This window comes from Halomonas sp. MES3-P3E (assembly GCF_002836035.1).
GTDB lineage: Bacteria > Pseudomonadota > Gammaproteobacteria > Pseudomonadales > Halomonadaceae > Vreelandella > Vreelandella arctica.
Window position 1 is genome coordinate 53,740 of the sequence record NZ_PJBT01000003.1, and the last position, 17,961, is coordinate 71,700.

At 54.8% G+C, this 17,961-nt stretch carries 10 protein-coding genes; 2 read left to right on the plus strand and 8 right to left on the minus strand.

Features of this window, described 5'->3' with window-relative positions; genetic code table 11:
* Positions 1 to 206: 206 nt before the first annotated feature.
* Entirely contained in the window at positions 207 to 4,085 is a 3,879-nt protein-coding gene (locus CXF87_RS01260; RefSeq protein ID WP_101145163.1) for a beta strand repeat-containing protein, read from the minus strand.
* Positions 4,086 to 4,872: 787 nt separating this feature from the next.
* Between CXF87_RS01260 and CXF87_RS01265 the strand changes: the two genes are divergently transcribed.
* Entirely contained in the window at positions 4,873 to 5,190 is a 318-nt protein-coding gene (locus tag CXF87_RS01265; RefSeq protein ID WP_101145164.1) for a DHHW family protein, read from the plus strand.
* Positions 5,118 to 5,675, plus strand: a complete 558-nt coding sequence (locus tag CXF87_RS01270) for a hypothetical protein (protein ID WP_157826451.1) — start codon at positions 5,118 to 5,120, stop codon at positions 5,673 to 5,675. The genes CXF87_RS01265 and CXF87_RS01270 overlap by 73 nt, the downstream gene beginning before the upstream one ends.
* A 74-nt stretch (positions 5,676 to 5,749) precedes the next feature.
* On the opposite strand, the gene CXF87_RS01275 is transcribed toward CXF87_RS01270, so the two are convergent.
* The 7 genes from CXF87_RS01275 to CXF87_RS01305 form a co-directional block, all read right to left on the minus strand.
* A complete protein-coding gene (locus tag CXF87_RS01275) occupies positions 5,750 to 8,329 on the minus strand; it encodes a beta strand repeat-containing protein (RefSeq protein WP_101145166.1) in 2,580 nt (859 codons plus the stop codon).
* Between the two features lie 143 nt (positions 8,330 to 8,472).
* Positions 8,473 to 11,160, minus strand: a complete 2,688-nt coding sequence (locus tag CXF87_RS01280) for a beta strand repeat-containing protein (protein WP_101145167.1) — start codon at positions 11,158 to 11,160, stop codon at positions 8,473 to 8,475.
* Positions 11,161 to 11,662: 502 nt separating this feature from the next.
* A complete protein-coding gene (locus CXF87_RS01285) occupies positions 11,663 to 12,778 on the minus strand; it encodes an acyltransferase family protein (protein WP_101145168.1) in 1,116 nt (371 codons plus the stop codon).
* Positions 12,779 to 13,801 (minus strand): class I SAM-dependent methyltransferase, encoded by a 1,023-nt coding sequence (locus CXF87_RS01290; RefSeq protein ID WP_198555973.1) that lies wholly within the window; start codon positions 13,799 to 13,801, stop codon positions 12,779 to 12,781.
* Positions 13,802 to 13,808: 7 nt separating this feature from the next.
* Complete coding sequence (locus tag CXF87_RS01295) at positions 13,809 to 15,269, minus strand: ABC transporter ATP-binding protein (protein ID WP_101145170.1); 1,461 nt, start codon at positions 15,267 to 15,269, stop codon at positions 13,809 to 13,811.
* A complete protein-coding gene (locus tag CXF87_RS01300) occupies positions 15,259 to 16,086 on the minus strand; it encodes an ABC transporter permease (RefSeq protein ID WP_101145171.1) in 828 nt (275 codons plus the stop codon). The genes CXF87_RS01295 and CXF87_RS01300 overlap by 11 nt, the downstream gene beginning before the upstream one ends.
* Positions 16,086 to 17,852, minus strand: coding sequence for a hypothetical protein (locus tag CXF87_RS01305; protein WP_101145172.1), 1,767 nt, complete (start codon positions 17,850 to 17,852; stop codon positions 16,086 to 16,088). Before CXF87_RS01305 ends, CXF87_RS01300 begins: the two co-directional genes overlap by 1 nt.
* Between the last annotated feature and the right edge of the window lie 109 nt (positions 17,853 to 17,961).

Here is a 17,961-nt window from a genome sequence, read left to right on the forward strand (position 1 = left end):
TATTTAGCTACTCGCAGATTGCTACTCACTACTTAGTGCAAGCGATGTTTTTCTAATGCCTGCCTAACGAAATAAGATTAGGCCAGATCATACGCCACTGTATACCCATGTTGTGAACTTTTTACGACTAGCCATAAAAAACCCTCGGCCAAGGCCAAGGGTTTGTGGCGTTACTTAAATAATTGTAACGTTTTGTCTATAAACCGTCATACCGGGAATGTGGTAACGAAGTCTTCATAGGCTAAGTCGTTAATACCGGCTAGGGTGGTGACGAGTTCCGCTGTGACTGTACCCGCTACCCCTTTGACCAAGAAAACTTGCGCGCCAAAATCAACGCCATCGTCATCTTGATTTACAAACAGCACCTGCTCACCCTCTGCCAGTACCATTTTGCCCAAATCCATTCCACCGGTGGCCTCAAACTTCGACGATTGAACGTTTGATGCCGTCAGTTGGGTAGCGCTTTTCTGGCTTATAATCGAGCCATTCATAGCCGTGGCGGTGCCGTCAAAATTAATGCCAATGCCAATGAGGTTTACGATGCTACTCATATTAAGCTGATCTGCACCTGCAGTGCCAAACTCGGCAATCGTTACGCCGGTATCGCCATTTGCAAACGTGAAGATGTCTTTAGCCTCAGAGCCTTCAACCGTTGCGCTATTCAGCGACTTGATTGTAATAGTGTCGCTGCTTGTGGCTTTAACGTTAGTGGTAGTGAATACGCTAGTGAAGTTAATAGCGTCTAGTGTCGCGGCATTTTCACTAAAGGAAATGGTGTCATTATCACTTAGTTCATTCATGACCCTGCCTGTCACAAAGTCACCTTGAGCAACAGTGACGCCCGTCACGGTAATCACATCATCAGCGGTAAAGTTTAAGCTGTATTGTGCTGTATCAATACCTGCGATGGTCAATACTTCCGACTGTGTCAGCGAAACAGTGTTAGCCGTAAAATCGATGGCCGCGCCCGGCGCATTTGCAGATACGTCGGTCAGGCTAAATGCGTAGCCATTATTCCCATTAAGGTCTTCAGCAGTAATCGTTCTGGCATTGGCCAGAATGGGGCTGCCGCTTACGTTTTCTTTAAGAATTTCAACCAGGGTATCTACGATGTCGTATTGACCATCAGCAAGGTTACCTAGACGTGCATCTGCAAGATTAACCGGGCCCGTTTTACCAGTAGGTGTGGAAGATCCATCAGTGGCTACTTCTTCCTGGAACACGGCGTTAGCATCACCCGAGGTGGCAATAGACGAAATAGCGGTTGTCACCTCGGCTTCATTAATAATTGCTTCTGCAATAAACAGACGGAAGCTCGGTTTGATGGTACCTGTTGCTAGCGACTCAAACACTTCAGCCACGCGCTGCGCTTCTTCCACGCTATTAATTTCGATGCTGATTTCGGCGTCGGCGTCTTGGGCGTCAATGCTGGTAATGGAGGCAAACTGAGCGGTGGTCATGCGGATGCCGGAACCGACGATCAGGTTTTGGCCTTCAAAGCCCCCAGCCGCGGTCACATCTACGGTGCCTTCATCAACGGTTAGGGTATTCACGCCAGCCAAGGAGCTTCCGGCCGTTAACGTCACCACATCATTAGCGTCAGCAAAGTTGAAAGTGAGTTCTTCCACGCCTTGCACGTTGTACGTGGCCGTAACGGCATCACCAGTAATATTGGCCAGCTCCACAACCAGGCTATCGGCTTCGCTATTACCTTGAATATCCAGGTCGCCGCTTAGGTTCAGCGTGGTGGTGGTTTCTGCCACGTTTACGGTGTAGGCGTCTTCCCCAATACCGCCGTTCAGTACACCGGTAAAGCTGGTGCCAGCGGTGTTTACGGTGGCGGTGTTGTTGCTTAGGGTGGCACCGTTAATGGTGGCGGTGTTGGTCACGGTGATTTCACCGTAGGTAACGCCGTTCAGCGCATCGCTGGCGTCCACTGTTACGTTGCGGCCTGCCATCGTGGTTAAAGTAACCGCACCGTTGACTTCGCTGACATCTACCGTCACGTTGCCCGCACCCGCATCAATAGCGCCCAGGTTGACCGTGCCCAGCACATCCGCTGCGTTGATGTTGATATTGGTGCCATCAGTGGTGATGGAGCCAACTTGCAGGCCATTGTTCAGGCCTTCGGCGTTCAGGGTGATGCCGTAGGTATCGCGGGTGTCGCCCAGGTTACCCAGGTTAACGCTGCCGCTGCCGGAAAGGGCTAGCTGGGCGATGGCCGCCATGCTGACACCGTGGCTATCGAAGGTGCCTTCTGTCGCAATAGTCAACGCTTCCAGGCCGCTTAGGTCGCCACCGTTGACGGTGAAGCTGCCTGCCGCTGTCACGTTCAGGTCAACCAGCTTGGCGGCGTTTAGCTGCGCCAGCGTGGTGGTTTCTTCACCCGTGCTAAATACCGCCGAGGTCGCGCCTGTTGCGGTTAGGGTGGCACTGTTCAGCTGGCCAGCAATGTCGGCTTCAATGGACTGCGCTTTGTTGGCGATGATGGTGCCGTTATAGATGCTGTCTTCGGCCACGTTCAGCAGCAGCGTGTTGGCGTTGGTGAAGGTCAGGTCGGTGTTGTGACTGTCGCCGTCTTCTTCACTGGTGACGTTCACCGTAGCCACACCGCTGTGGTCGGTGGTGATTTTAGAGTCGGCATCTGTATTGTCCCCCACCAGCGCGAAGGCGAGATCCGCACTGCCCAGGCGGGCAAACGTCGCGGAGCCTAAGAAGTCAGCGGTGGCTTCAATGGTTTCCAGGCCGGTGGTATTCAAGGCCGAGAAAGTTAGGTTGCCAGTGTTAGCTGTTTCTAGCGCTAGGGTTTCGATGCCGCTCATCAGGTACTGGGTGGTAGCGGTGCCGCCGCTGAGGACTACGCGGTCGTTACCTTCACCGCCGTTGATGGTGGCGTTGGCCGCTACGTCGTTACCGGCTTGGATGCGGATCACATCGTCGCTTGCACCGGTGAGTACGCTTTTCACCGTTAAACCGCCAATGCTGGTCAGGTTGAGGTCGGCACTGCCTTCCAGCGCGGAGGCGTCTACGCTGGTGAGGCCGCTGTTCGCTACATCGGTAAGTGCGATGCTGCCGGTACCGGTGAAGGTCAGGGTCTTGGCGTTGGTGCCGCTTAGGTTAAGGGCGTTTTCGCCGGTGGCCGCTACGGTGGCGTTTTCAATGCCGTTAGCCGTCACGCCCATGGCGGTATCTACGCTGCCGTCCTCTTCAAAGCTGCCGGTGTTTTCAACCGCCAGGGAAAGGGTGTCATCCGTGCCCTCTACCGCTTCATCGGTAAAGGTTACGCTGAGGTTAGTGGTACGGTCGGCCACGCTAATCAGTGCATCGGCAGCGACAACGCTTGTCAGGTTGACAGCACCGTTTAGCTGATACGTTTCTACGCCTTCTACGCCGGTGGCGCTAAAGGTGCGGGCAATGGTGCCGGTGTTGGTGAGTGCGATGGTTTCAACGTTCTGTACGCCGCCTGCTTCGCTGAAGCCGGTAAAGCCAGTGTTCATCGCCAGCGCCAGGGTGTCTTCACCTGCACCGCCGTCAATGCTGTCGGTGGCGCTTAGGGTACGCTCGCTTGAAAGCGCAGAAACGGTGCCGGTGATGGTGTCGTTCAGCTCAGTGGTGCGAACGGCTTCTTCGCCTTCTTCCAGCTCGGCATCGGCCGCTACCAGGGTATCGGTGCCGGTGGTCAGTGCGAAGGCCGCGCCTTCTACTGCTTCTGCTGGCACTTCGGCTGTGATGTTTTCGTTAATGCCGTACTGGTTGTAGTGGTCCAGAGGCGTTAGGCCGCGATCTTGGAAGATTTCGATCAGACCTTCGATGGTCAGGTCAGCGTATTGGCCTTCGAACTGCTCGCCTTGCAGCTGGGCCAATTTGGCTTCTAAGTAGGCGTTGGTATCGAATTCAGGCGAGGGGTTGATGCCTTCGGCCATGCCAAAGCTAAGGTAGTGTGCCTGGGCATCCACGCCGTTATCGGCGAAATACTGTGCCAAGCTCTCTACATCCGTTAAGCCAAACGATTCCAGCAGGCCTTCGGCTTCTAGCTGGTTGAATTTGCTTTGAATATAAAACTGGGTGTTGAATTCAATTGCCATCTTGGCATCCCCTTGATCGGAAAAGTTAACACTACGTAATGCGTTTTTTTGAGTCGTTGGTATGCATAGTCTGTGCTTCCTGAGATGCCTCAGGTGCTTTTCAAACACGTAGCTTGATACTGCTTATGCCTTACTATTGCAAGCCGCAAGAGTAGTCCAAAATGATGAGAATGGGATAGCGATTTTCGCGGTTTTTATAGGTCTATTCGAGGTTTTGATTGGGACTGCACTTAACTCCCTGATGGCTAACTGGGTTTTATGGGCTCGTTTGGTTTGTTTAGCCTCGCTGGCTTGCTATTATTTGCCCCCTTCCGCGCTGACGGCCTACCCCGTCTTCTTCTCATCGTTTACTCCTCGTCACGTGCTGCCGAGCGGGTAAGCACAGTGAATGCTACATGCTGTTTATTTCTGTTGAATTTATTATTATTTTTATACCGATCAGCCTACTGGGTTATTTTGGCCTCAACCGTCTGCGCTTAACGCTCGCCGTCAAAACGTGGCTAGTGCTGTGCAGCCTGTTTTTTTACAGCTGCTGCTGGCAACGCTTCCACTATTAAATATTGCCCTTAGTGGCCTTAGCCGTGAAACGCTGACGCAACCAAGGGCCCTGTACCAACTAGACCCTTTAATCCCTATGCTTAGCCGGTGGTTACTGCCGCTGGGGATCAGCCCATTCGCCACCCAGGTGATAGGGGGTCAACAGGAGTGACTATTTTTAGGCGACCGCTACGCCAATACGCTAAGCACAAAGCGTGAACCCTTTAGCGAAGCCCAAGTAGCGCCCAGCGTGAACGCGTTAAGCGAATGGCAACACTATTTAGAACAGCATGGCGTGGTGGGGATGTACCTGATGATTGGCCCAGACAAAGCCAGCGTTTACGTCCGCCACTTGCCCAAGTGGGCAGCTCCACAGCCCCCTACCCGCGCTGATTTATTAACGACCAACGTACCGCACATGGTTGACACCACGGCCACACCCAAGACACAGGTTGCCCACGCCGACGACGACCTTTACTACCGCACCGATACCCATTGGAACGCATTAGACGCCTGGCAGGCGTTTACTCACTTAATGGAAAGGCTGCAGAAGACTACCCAACGCTGAGCCAGCCGATAGAAGCAGACTACACCAGCACCTCTACTACGGGAGGTGGCGATCTGGCGGATTTTCTGCGCTTAGGTGAAACGCTAGTGGACAAAGAGCCACACTTAGCGTTAAGCGAAACGGCGACTGTACGCCAATACCGCTGGCCCGATAACAGCCTAGTGGCGGAAGGCGGCCCAGGCCGAATTGACACCCAGCGTGAACCGCTGCGAGTGGTGAGCGATAACGCTACCAACCCACTACGCGTGCTGTGGCTGCGGGATTCGTTTGGCACTGCCCTTGCGCCTTATATGGCGCTGACGTTCGAGGAAACCCTGCAGCTGGATTACGACCGCACGCCTCCTAAACGGTTTGCCGAGCTCGTGGAAGGCTTTGCACCCGATTTAGTCATTATTACCGTGGTAGAGCGCAACCTGGGCAATGACTTTTTCAGCGCCCTGCCGCCTTCTGAGCCTGCTGAGGCGCCAACGGCTGAAGCAAGGTAGCGCCACTTGACAGCCGCTGGCTGAGATTGCCGCGTCGCTAAGTTGCTCGCAATCACCGATGCCCTGTCATCGCATTAACGCACCTCAAGGGCCAACACTGCCGCCGCGTTTTCAACACTGCTAACGCCTGCCAGGGTGATGAAACTATCGCCGTTGTTGAAGATGTTATCCGGGTCACCCACTGCTACATTAGCGCCAGTGTCTTCAATTAAGCGGACGTCGCCATCATAGACAAAGATGCCATCGTCGTAGCTATTGGCATCATCATCGCCGTAGGCGTAAGAGATATCCGCTGTGGCGATGGCGTTTTCCTCCAGGCCGAGCACGCTTTCGAGGAATCTAGCGATATCATTGACGTTTTTATCTGAGCCTTCTACCCCTGCGATGCTGTCAGCCCCTCCTTCAAAATCGGTGATGGTAGCGCGGATGGCGCCGTTGTTGGTGCCGGCTTCAAAGGTGTATTGGTCATCGCCCAGGTCGCCGGTCAGGGTGGTTTCCACCACATCATTCGGGTTTTCGGTATTGGCCACCACGCGGATAATGTCATCAACAATACCGCCGGTGACGGTGGCGCTTTCAGACGCAGTGACCTCAAGGCTGTTAACCGCCAGGCTGGAACCATTGAGGAGGGCGGTCTCGGCGTAGGCGAATATATCAACCCTGCCCAGTACCTCTTCGGCATTCAAGGTCGCCACTTGCCCGTTACCGGCGGAAAGATCGCCAATTGAAAGACCGCCCGTCAGGCCTTCGGCGTTCACGGTGATGCCGTAGTTGTCGTTATCCTCATCACCCAACACCTGGAGGTTAACCTCGCCGTTGCCCGAGAGACTGGCCTGATTGACGGCGACAAAATCCACATCGGAGAGATCAACGCGGCCAGTGGCCGCCACGGTGAGCGCCTGTACAGCGCTAACGTCCCCCGTTAGCCTGAAATCACCGCCTGCGGTAATGCTCAGGTCGGTTAATTCAGCGGTGGTCAGCCGAACCTCGGCGTCGTCTTCGCTGGTGGTGAACACGGCGGCCGTGGCTTGGCTGGCGGTAATGGTGGTGCGAGGGCCTAGGCCGCCGTCTATTTCGGCTTCGATGGTCGTGGCGCGGTCGGCGGTTATCCTGCCGTCGTAAATGCTGCCAACGGCCACGTTGAGGGTGAGATGGTGGCTGTTGTTGAGCGTTAGATCCGTGCTGTTGTCGTCGCCTACCGCTTCGCCTGCCACGTTGAGGGTGCTGGCCCCGCGGTGGTCGGCGCTAATGGTGCCGGTCATCGCGGTGGCGGTGGCGTTAAGGTCAAAGGTTAGCTCTCTACCGCCCAGGTGGGCCAGCGTGGCCACATCGCCGTTAACCAGCCCGGTGGCTTCGATGGTGTGCAGGCCTTCCACATCGCGTGCCGAGAAGAGCAAATCACCGCCAAGCTCGCCCAGGGCGAGGGTTTCGACACCGGTCATGGCGTACTGGGTAGTGGCATGACCCACCAGCAAGAGACGGTCGTTGCCCGCACCGCCGTTGATGGTGGCGTTAATCGCCAGATCGGTGCCGGCTGACGCGGTGATAGCATCGTCGCCTGCGCCGGTGGTCACGCTGGCTAACGCATCGGCGCTGCCCAGCAGACTCATGGTGATGTCGCCTTCGGCGGCAGAAGCATCCAGGCTTTCCAGTTTATCGCCGACGTCGGTTAGCTTGATATCCCCGGCGCCGGTCAGGTTTAGGCGTTGCGGGGCCACGCCGCTTAGGTCAACCACGTTTTCGCCTTGCGTTGAGATGGTCAGCGCTTCGATGCCGGTGGCGTTGATATCGGTGGCGACTTCATCGTCGTCTTCCGTGGCAACGGTGCCCACGTTTTCCAACACCAGGGTGAGCGCGTCGTCGTCGCCGTCTACCGCGCTTTCGCCAAACGCAAGGTTGAGCTCCGCCGTGCGTTCGGCAACCGCCACTGTAATACCGGCGGCTGCCAAGCCTTCCAGGTTAACGTCGCCATTCAGGGTGTAGTGCTCAGCACCTTCAACGCCAGTGGCGTTGAAGGTGCGGCCAATGGCGCCTTCGTTGGTCAGCACGATATTTTCAACGTTGTGAACGCCGCCTGCTTCGCTGAAGCCGGTGACGTTGCTGTTCAGTTGAATGTTAAGGGTGTCTTTGCCTTCGCTACCATCAATACGGTCGTCAGTATTCAGCGTGCGCTCGGTAGCGAGTCCCGAGGCAACCGCATTGATGGTGTCGTTTTTCGCGGTGCCGGTGAGGTCATCGGTGGCGGCGGTCAGATCAAACGCTTCCCCTACCACGGCTTCGGCCGGTACTTGCGGCACGATGCCTTCGTTAATGCCGGACTGGTGGTAGTGATCCAGTGCCGTCAGGCCTTGTTGTTTGAAGAACGCGGCCAGTTGCTCAACATCCCAATCGTCGTATTGGCCTTCAAACGCCCAACCCTGTAGCTGCTCAAGTTTGGCTGCGAGGTAGGCCGTGGTATCGAACTGCGCCGAGGGGTTAATGCCTTCCGCCATGCCGGCGTTCAGGTAGTGGGTTTGTGCATCCACATTGTTATCCACAAAGTACGCTTCCAGGCTGGCGACGTCAGTCAGGCCAAACTCTTTAAGCCGCCCTGCTGCTTCCAATTGGTTGAGTTTGCTTTGCAGGTAGAAGGCGCTATCAAACGAAATGGTCATGGTTTCCCCTATGGAATAATTAGTATTGTCATACTTCCTCCGCCAGCCTACCTCGCCCTAGCGTTTAACAGCTAACGCAAGGCAAAAAAAAACCCCCGGCCGAAGCCAGGGGTTATTCATGCATCCGCTCTTAGGAAGAGGGATTAGGCAAATACAGCATCCTCATCCGCAACTGAACTTACACCAGCAAGCGTAATGAATGTGTCGCCATCGTTAAACTGATCATTAGTATCACTATCTTCGACGATGTGAACATTGCCACCGTAGACAAAGATACCATCATCGAAGCTGTTAGTACCCGTGACATCATCAGAATAAGCTGCAGTAATTGCACCATCAGCAATTGAATTAGCTGTCAGACTCAAAGCGTTTTCAAGGAACGTTGCAACCGCATCTGCATCGGCAAAGTCAGTGATCGTAGCGCGAACAGCACCTGTAGTAGCAGTAAAGGTGTATGCATCGTCACCCAGGTCACCTGTCAAGGTGAACTCAACAACATCAGTAGCTGCTTCAGCATCAGCCGTTACGCTGATGATATCGTCAGCAATACCACCAGTTACTGTAGCGCTTTCAGCAGCAGTAACAGTGAGGTTGTTAACACCCAGGCCAGAACCAGTAACGGTTGCAGTGTCGGCATCAACAAATGCGTTCACTGTGCTCAGCGCGCCTTCAGCACTAATGGTAACGTCAGATGCTTCTAGAGCATTGTTTGCTCCAGTCGTACCGAGAACTACCGCACCAGAAACGCCAGCAGCAGTAACTGTTACATCACCTAGCACGTTGCCGGCGTTGAGTTCAAACGCTTGGCCTTGGCCTACTTCAGCGTCAGCGATGGTAAGACCACCAGCCAGACCTTCAGCGTTTACGGTTACACCGTAGTTAGCGTTGGTGTCGTCGCCCAGGGTACCCAGTGCAACAGAACCGTTACCAGACAGGTTGACTTGGTTGATGCTAGAGAAGGCTTCTTCAGTCGCTGTGAAGATTCCAGCAGTTTCAACAGTCAGGCCTTCAACGGCGGCTACGTTGCTGTCGTCGGCAATAGTGAACGCACCACCAGCGACGATGTTCAGGTCGGTCAGTGCAGCAGTGTTCAACACAACTGAAGACGCATCTTCACCAGTAGTGATGTTGGCAGACGTCGCGCGGCTAGCATTGACAGTCGCTGCGGTCAGTTGGCCTTGGATGTCAGCTTCGATAGCAGAGGCACGGTTTGCAATCAACTCACCAGCGTAATCAGCGTTGTCAGCTACATTCAGCACAACGTTGTTGCTGTTAGTGAAGGTTAGGTCAGTGTTGCTAGTGTCGCGGTCTTCAGCATCAGCTTCTGCACCACCAGTCACATTAACGGTAGAAGCACCGCTATGGTCGGCTTGGATTGAAGCAGCGTTATCGGCAGAAGCACCTTTCAGATCAAACGCTAAGTCAGTGCCGCCCAGGCGAGCGAATGTAGCATCGCCAGCTTGACCGTTAGACTCGATGGTTTGCAGACCTTCTACATCGCGTGCAGAGAAGGTTAGGTCGCCAGTTAGGTTACCCAGAGCGATGGTTTCGATACCGGCCATGGCGTACTGAACAGTACCGTTCGTGTTCAGAACCAGACGGTCGTTGCCTTCGCCACCGTTAATGGAAGCATTAGCGGTCAGGTCGTTATCAGAAGAATTAGCGGTGCTACCCAGCTGGATAGTGTCGTCGCCTGCGCCCATTTCAACAGACGTTACGCCAGTTGCATTGGCCAGTGAAACACTTACCGCGCCTTCGGCGGCAGAAGCGTCAACCGTTTTCAGTGCTGCGCCTACGCCTTCAACGGTCAGGTCGCCAGCACCGGTCACAGTCAGGCTTTCCGCTTGTGCTGCGTTGGTCAGGTTAACGACGTTTTCGCCTTCAACGTTAACAGTCAGCGCTTCTACTTCAGTTGCTGTGATGCCCATGGCATCAGCATCGTCGTCGTCAGTTGCAACGGTGCCAACATTTTCGAGTGCCAGGGTCAGCGCGTCTTCGTCGCCTTCAACGGCTTCGTCGGTAAAGCCAACGTTCAGATCCGCCGTGCGATCAGCAACAGCAACGGTCACGCCTGCTTCTTCCAGGTCAACCAAGTTAACGCCGCCGTTCAGGGTGTACTGCTCTGCGCCTTCAATGCCGGTGGCGTTGAAGTTGCGGGCAATGGTGCCTTCGTTGGTCAGCACGATGTTTTCAACGTTTTGTACGCCGCCTTCGCCGGTGAAACCGGTGAAGCTGCTGTTAACAGAAACGTTAAGGGTGTCTTCGCCTTCGCCACCGTCGATGCTGTCGCTAGTGTCTAGCGTGCGCTGGGCAGAAAGTGCAGACGCTACACCGTTGATGGTGTCGTTCAGTTCGGTAGTGCGAACGGCTTCTTCGCCTTCTTCCAGTTCTGCATCGGAAGCGACCAGCGTGTCGGTGCCTGAGGTCAGGTCGAACGCTGCGCCTTCAACGGCTTCAGCCGGTACTGACGCTTCGATTTCTTCGTTGATACCGTACTGGTTGTAGTGATCCAGTGCAGTCAGGCCGTTTTCCTGGAAGATCTCGATCAGACCTTCAACAGTCAGGTTAGCGTACTGGCCTTCAAACTCTTCACCCTGCAGCTGCTCAAGTTTGGCATTGAGGTAAGCGTTGGTGTCGAATTCTGGTGAAGGGTTAATGCCTTCTTCCATACCTGAGTTCAGGTAGTGCTCTTCGGCGTCAACGTTGTTGTCGGCGAAGTACTGCTCAAGGCTTGCTACGTCAGTCAGACCAAACTCTTCCAGCTGACCTGCTTCTTCCAGCTGGTTAAATTTGCTTTGTAGGTAAAATTCGGTATTAAATTCAATCGCCATCTTGGCATCTCCTTGCACTACATATGCATATGTTGGCGCTTACGCGCCGTTCTTGCTTTGCTAAAGCCCCTTGATTCGGTAGGCCCTTGCCGAGGCTGCGTTAGCATCGCGCGGGAAACAGTGTTTACATTCCCTGCGACACGGTGCACCAAGTCCTTGGGAAAATCAAGCCGATTTTGGTGGCTGTTTTGCTACTTTATGACGTGGTGTGAGTTCCATATTTAGTTGTTGTAACTGTTTTTTTCAAGTACTGGAAGGTTTGCCACTGGCAACACACGACTCACTAGTCGCGGTGTTCTCGTACCTTTCATTCGTCCGCCCTAGGTAAGCGGCAACCCTGTGTGCGGAGGTTAGAACCGCCCAGCCGAATGCTAATGGAACCCTGCGCTTGGGCTAAGCGTGACGTTACTGACGTTGTGTATGCCGATTAGCGTGTTCGCGCTGACTGGAATGCCTTGAGACCAGGGTACTTGCGCCTTTCACGCTCGTTAACTTCACACTGCTATTGTTGGTAGTGGGTGGTTCGACGGTTTAGGGTGCGGTTCCGTAACGCGAGCGTGGGCGTTTCAATAAGGCGATAAGCGGCGTAAGCCGCCACTATACTGATCACCACATAGCCTAATAACCGCCAGGGCAAGCCGATATAGGCGGCCACAATAGGTAGCTGCATCAAAGGTAAGGCGAAGGAGAAGTGTGTCAAATAAAGCGAATAGGAAATACGGCTTAGCCAGGTAATTGGCGACATAAAGCGCCCACGGCTGGGGCGCCATTGGGCCGCCCAGGGTAAGCAGAGTGCCGCGCTGGCCCCTGTCAGGGTAAATAGCCATACATAGGCCATCAGCGGTTGAAAGCGGTGGGTGACGCCTACTGCTAACCAAATACTGCTAGCCAACAGCCCTAATACGCCCAGCCAGTAACATGGGTATGCTGCGCGTTTGGTTTGCGCTGGGCAGTAATGCACCCAGCAGGCGGCAAGCCCCCCCCAGGCGATGGCATCTAGGCGTAGCAGGGCTATTTTACGTATACCGGCATCCCATTCTGGCTCAATCAGGTACGCAACGGCGAAACGGGCCAGCGCGCCTACTACTACCCAGAGCGCTAGCAACAGGGGAACGGCTTTGCGCGGTTGGGGAAGAAGTTTCAAGCTGAGCATCAGCAGCAGTGGCATTAGCAGATAAAACCATTCCTCTACCGCGAGGCTCCAGGCTTCTGGCATGGCAGGTGGGTGCGGCCAGGCTAGGTTCTGCAGGAAGAGGATGTAGCGCGCATCAGGCGTGGGGGTTTGAAACCAAGCGGCAAACAGCGTGGCATTCAGGCATAAAAAGACGGCGTAGTTGGGCAGCGTGCGCCACCAGCGCCGCTGCCAGAAGGCCATCACCGCCCGGCCATCTAACACGGGGCGGGTGTCCAGTTGGCGTAGCAACCCGCCTACTATTAGAAAGCCGCTAAGGGCAAAAAACAGCTCTACCCCTGTATACCCACCCAGGTAGAGCAGCTGCGAGCGAAGCGAAAACGAGATGGCCGGTGCGGCAAGCAGCGCTGCGTGGGCTACCACGACCAGTACGATGGCTAGACTTCTTACTATATCCAGCCCCGGCAGGCGCTGCTCATACGCCATTTAGCGCACCCATTTTGCCAGTTGGCGTAGCGGTGACGTTAGGCGCCAGCTTTTTGATTGCAACAACGCTTCCATATGGGCGTTTTGGGTATCAAGCTCTTGCTGCTGCCTTTCGGCTTGTTGGGAAGCGTCGGCTAAGGCTTCCTGTTGTTGATGATACTGCTGTTGATGCAGTTGCTCCTGCTGTTGATGAAGTTGCTCTTGCTGTTGATGCAGCTGTTGGAGCTGTTGGAGCTGGTGATCCAGATTGTTACGCTGGTGTTCCATTGCAGTTTTTAACTCTACGGCTTCGTCGCGTTGACGCTCTAGCTCGCGGCTGTAGGCGCTTAGTTCAATGCGCTCGCCTAGCTGGGCAAACAGCCGCTGTAAGCTGTTGGGGTCTTGCTGGAACTGGGCGTGGAGTGCGGTAAGCGCGACGGGCTGTTCGTTTCCGTATAGCAGCACACCCAAGCCGTTACAGTGGGTAAAATGCAAATGTGGGTAGTGCGCGGTCAGCTCTTCCCAGAAGCGCCAGACCCCGAAGTCGTGCTGTTTTACGTCGGTATCATGAAATAACACGATAGCGCGTGAGGAGAGCTTGGCCCGCCAGGTGTCAAAGTCGTGCTTGACTGCTTCGTAGGTATGTAGGCCGTCAATATGCAGTAGGTCTATACTGCCGTCGGCAAATTCGGCCACGGCTTGGTCAAAGGTGGTGCGGCGCAGTTCCGAGAAGCCTGCAAACCGGGCGTCGTGCCAGGCTTTTATATCCTGATAGATGTGTTCGCCGTAGTAGCCTGAGTGGTCGTCGCCTTCCCATGTGTCGATGGCGTAGCAGCGTGTGGCTAGCTGCGCTTCTTGCACCGCTTGGCAAAACGCACTGTAGGAGAACCCATTATGAGTGCCTAGCTCGACTAACATGGCCGGTTTTTGGTGGGCTATCAGCCAGGCGGCAAAGGGTACATGGCCTGCCCAGTTGGCTGGCCAGACAATGCGCTCTGGGTCAAACAAAAGTGCCGGTTCAATGGCGATTTGCTGGGCGGTCATGGCGTTCTCATTTTGGGGTGGGTTCTGCATTGCTGTGTTCATCCGCACCTTGCAGCGCTATGTAGTGCATGGGTATGCCCACCAGACCGGTGGACTCGGAGCTGGAGTGGGATTCAATCAGCAGTGCATCGTGTATCCATTGATGCTGGACGTGATCTTGCTGGGTACCCTCGGCAAGTGCCAGGGCAATGCTGTATTGCCCGCGGGGGAGCGTTGGCATCACAAAGTTGAATTCAGCAGTAAAGGCCTGCCCGGCGTTAAGGGTTAGGTCGTGGCGCGTGAGGAACGTGTTGTCGCCAAAGAGGGTTTGGCCTAGCCGGTCCTTGAGCAGAAACCCGACTATCGGGCCTTGCATGGGACGATTAGCGTGGCACTCCACGCGCAGCGACACCGGTTCGCCGCCAATTACCCACCGTAACGCTCTGCCCTGGGCATCGCGCAGCACGGCCTGGGTGATGCTACCACCGCCCTGCCCGAAGCTTTCCTGCGTTTCGTCGAAGGCAAAAACTTCCAGGTCGTTCCGCCATGGGCTGGCATTTATCACCGCCTTGCGGGGGTCATAATAGTCCAGGTGCGAAGGCATATTGGTTAGCTTTTCCGTCGCGTCAGGTGCCTGTTGCTCAGGCATGGCGCTTTCTTCTGCCTCTGCTTGTGGGTCGTTGGTGGCATACCGTGCGGCAAGGTAGTGCTCGGTCAGCTCTTTGGCGCTGCCTTGCATACGCAATTGCCCTTGTTCCAGCCAGATGGCGCGGTCACAAAGGTTGGTGACTGCTGCGCTGTCGTGGCTGACAAACAGTACGGTGCCGGTTTGCATGAAACGGCGTAAAAAGCGCATGCATTTCTGTACGAAGAAGGCATCCCCCACGGCCAAGGCTTCATCGATAATGAGGATATCGGCGTCAACGTGGGCAATGACGGCAAAGGCCAAGCGCACCAGCATGCCGCTGGAGTAGGCTTTGACCGGCTGTTCGATAAAGTCGCCGATATCGGCGAAGGTGGCAATGTCGTCGAAACGCTCGCTCGCTTGTTCGCGGCTTAGCCCCATGACTGCGGCATAGATGTAGATATTTTCGCGGCCGGTAAACTCGGGATTAAATCCGGCTCCTAGCTCTAGTAGTGCAGCAATGCGGCCATTGACTTCGATCCGCCCTGCGCTGGGTTTCAGCGTGCCACATATGAGCTGTAGCAAGGTGGACTTGCCCGAGCCGTTGCGCCCAATCACGCCCATCGTGTGCCCTTTGGGCAGTTCGAAGTTGATCTCTTCAAGCGCTGTAAAGGAGCGGTAATAGGGGGGCGCAGGGCGTCCCAGACGCCGCTTGAGCGGCCGCCACAACCACTCTTTCAATCGCGCTTTACTGGAGGGGTAAAGGCGGTAGCGCTTGGTGGCTCCGATTACCCGTATCGCAATGTTTCCAGTGTCTGGAGTTTGTGGGGATTGGGTGCTATTGGCACTTTGCTCAGAGAACATCGGCAAAACCTCCCCGCGCTTTTTGAAATACCGTGTAGCCTAGCCAGGCAACACTGCACGAGACAACGCTGTAGCCGATCAGTGCGAGGGCATCCGGCGTTTGCCCCCAAAGCAGTACGGCTCGGGCTTGTTCGATGATAATGGTCAGTGGGTTGAGGTACATGAAGCGTTGGAACGTTTCACCAAGCGCGTCGGCCGGGAAAAATATGGGTGATACAAAGAGGAGCACGGTGACGAGTAGCCCGGAAATATGGCCGATGTCGCGGACATAAACGCCCATCGCAGAGAGTAGCCAAGCAAGCCCTGCCAGCATGGGCACCAGAGGCGCAATCACGACTGGCAGCCATAATAGCGTGGCGTGCAACGGGTGGCCTAGTAGCAGGATGACGAGTAGTAGCATGCCTACGCTGATGAAGAAGTGAAACAGCGCAGAACAGCACGGCACTAGTGGTAACACTTGCAGTGGGAAGACGACACGCTTGACGTAGTTGCCGTGTTCATACATTAAGCCTGGGCTTCGGCCTAGCACTTCGGCAATTAGCCCGTGAATAATGAGGCCGACAAACAGTACCAGGGCAAAGGTGGCTTGCCCGTGCTCAGCTTCGATGTTCCACCGGGCTTGAAAAACGACCGTAAACACGAAAGTGTAGATGGCGAGCATCAATAAAGGGGTGATGAACGACCATAGAACGCCCAGCAGTGAGCTACGGTACCGTCCGTTTATTTCTCGCCAAATCATGGTTTTTAGCAGATAGCGATGCTGGTAGATATCCCGCGCGATAGCTAGCGGCGATACCGTTGGTTTATGAGTAGACATCACTGGCCCTCACGGCTTTCTTGTGCCTGCTGGCTTAGCGTTATCAGGCGTTGTTCGCTTGCTTCAATCATGGCGTCGTAGGTGGTGTTTTGAAACTGCCACAGGGTCGAGCGGCTTTCCGCGCGATGCTGGGCAATAAACGGGAGCGGTACCAGTACGTTCAAACTTAGGCCTTCCAGGTAGCGGTCAATGGTATTGCTTTCTACATTGGTATCGGCGAAGGGCCATTCGGCCAGCGCTTGGATCGCTCTGGTGCCGTAGCGGTTGCATACCATACTGGTCATACGGTCGATCACGATATAGCGCTCACCTTCGTGTTCCAGGGTTTCCAGCACGCTGACATCTTTTGCTACATCGGCTACCAGCCCGCACAAGATATCGAGATCGGGACGCGCGTCAAACAATCGATTGGCTTTTTGCCAACGTTCATACGCGCCACCTTCCAAACCGGCATCGTCTTCGCGTATCTCCATTGACTTAAACCCACAGGCCCTGGCCTGGCGTGCTAAATACCGGTAGCTGAGTGCGCACCCGCGCCAGCCCTGTTGGTGGCGCAAGCCGGGGAACACCGGGTAACCGGGGTAGCTCTCCTGAAACGCTGTGCGGCGCTGATGAGTTTCGGGTAATGATAAACCGACGCCCTGGTATAAATGCGATGCGGGTAGTGGTGATTGAATGGCGTCTAGCGCCTGGGCATTAAGCAGATTGTTGGCCACCAGCATTCGCGCAAAATAAAAGTGGAAGTGGGCAATGTCATTCGGTAGCGCCGGGGGTAGCGCTGCCTTTTCCTGCGCTAAGCGTTCTCCAACCGCTGCTACCATGGCATCAATATCGCCAATCGGTGTGAAGGTGATGTATGGCTTGAGCAGGGAGTGTTCGTCAATATCGACACTGCTTTCCGAGACGATGCTATGGCCGAGCGAGAGACATTCATAAAGCCGGGTGGTCTCAAGCAGTGCGCCTTCGTAATAATGGATATTGATGATTAAGCGTGCACGCGCTAGCTGGGCGTATAGCGCTTCGCCAAACACTTCACTTATTCGAAGCACAGAGTAGTGTTGCTCTAGTGCTTTAAGAAACTCTTGTCGCCGTGGCGTATTGGCATCGCCGTAGAAGGCGATGTCGTAGGTGGGTGCTGAGGAGGCGCTGGACACCTCGTCACTCTTATCGGGTTGGCCGGTAGAGTGGAGGTAATGATTAGGCAAATTGGAGATAGGTGTATAAAAAATCTGTCGATGAGATAGCCCTGCCGTGTCCTGCAGATAGGCGATGTTATGCAGTGAATAGTCCATGATGGCCACGGCATTTTCCAGCTGGTCAATGTAGGCCTTATCAAACCAGCGTGAACTGACCGACTGCTCCATCTGCATGGCAATATAGCTTGAGGGGAGCTGTGACAACATTTGGGGACATATCACAATATGTAATCTGGGGGCGTAGTGCGCAGGCTGAGTATCAAAAATGCGTATGGGTGCTATGCCTAGCGTTTCCAATGATAGACGCATGCGCAGCGCCACAAAACGGGTATGGCGGGTGCAGATAATATCGATACCAGGTTCGCAGGCATCTACCTGCCGTTGGCGGCGAGCCCGTTTGCCAAAGCCTAAACGCGTGGCATAGCGATTTAGGCGCTCGGCAATACCTTGCCAGTCACCACTTTTTAGGAGTGTCAGTAATGTGTACGCTTTTCGCCGAATTTTATGCGTACGTTTATTAACTGTCGTCGTTCCCTCGACGGCGTTTTCAGGAAAGTGCTTTTTTTCCATTGATACCTTCGTGTAGCCTGCTTTTAGGCTATTTCAATCGGGTTGCCTTTAGCAATGCGGCGGTTGAGCGCTGAGGCGGCTAGCGTAACCAGCGGGCTATAATGCCATA

What these genes read in the sequence shown, in the direction of transcription:
- CXF87_RS01285 (WP_101145168.1), bottom strand. Translation starts at nt 12,778, where the DNA reads ATGGCGTATGAGCAGCGCCTGCCGGGGCTGGATATAGTAAGAAGTCTA.
- CXF87_RS01300 (WP_101145171.1), bottom strand. Translation starts at nt 16,086, where the DNA reads ATGTCTACTCATAAACCAACGGTATCGCCGCTAGCTATCGCGCGGGAT.
- CXF87_RS01290 (WP_198555973.1), bottom strand. Translation starts at nt 13,801, where the DNA reads ATGACCGCCCAGCAAATCGCCATTGAACCGGCACTTTTGTTTGACCCA.
- CXF87_RS01275 (WP_101145166.1), bottom strand. Translation starts at nt 8,329, where the DNA reads ATGACCATTTCGTTTGATAGCGCCTTCTACCTGCAAAGCAAACTCAAC.
- CXF87_RS01295 (WP_101145170.1), bottom strand. Translation starts at nt 15,269, where the DNA reads ATGTTCTCTGAGCAAAGTGCCAATAGCACCCAATCCCCACAAACTCCA.
- CXF87_RS01260 (WP_101145163.1), bottom strand. Translation starts at nt 4,085, where the DNA reads ATGGCAATTGAATTCAACACCCAGTTTTATATTCAAAGCAAATTCAAC.
- CXF87_RS01280 (WP_101145167.1), bottom strand. Translation starts at nt 11,160, where the DNA reads ATGGCGATTGAATTTAATACCGAATTTTACCTACAAAGCAAATTTAAC.
- CXF87_RS01305 (WP_101145172.1), bottom strand. Translation starts at nt 17,852, where the DNA reads ATGGAAAAAAAGCACTTTCCTGAAAACGCCGTCGAGGGAACGACGACA.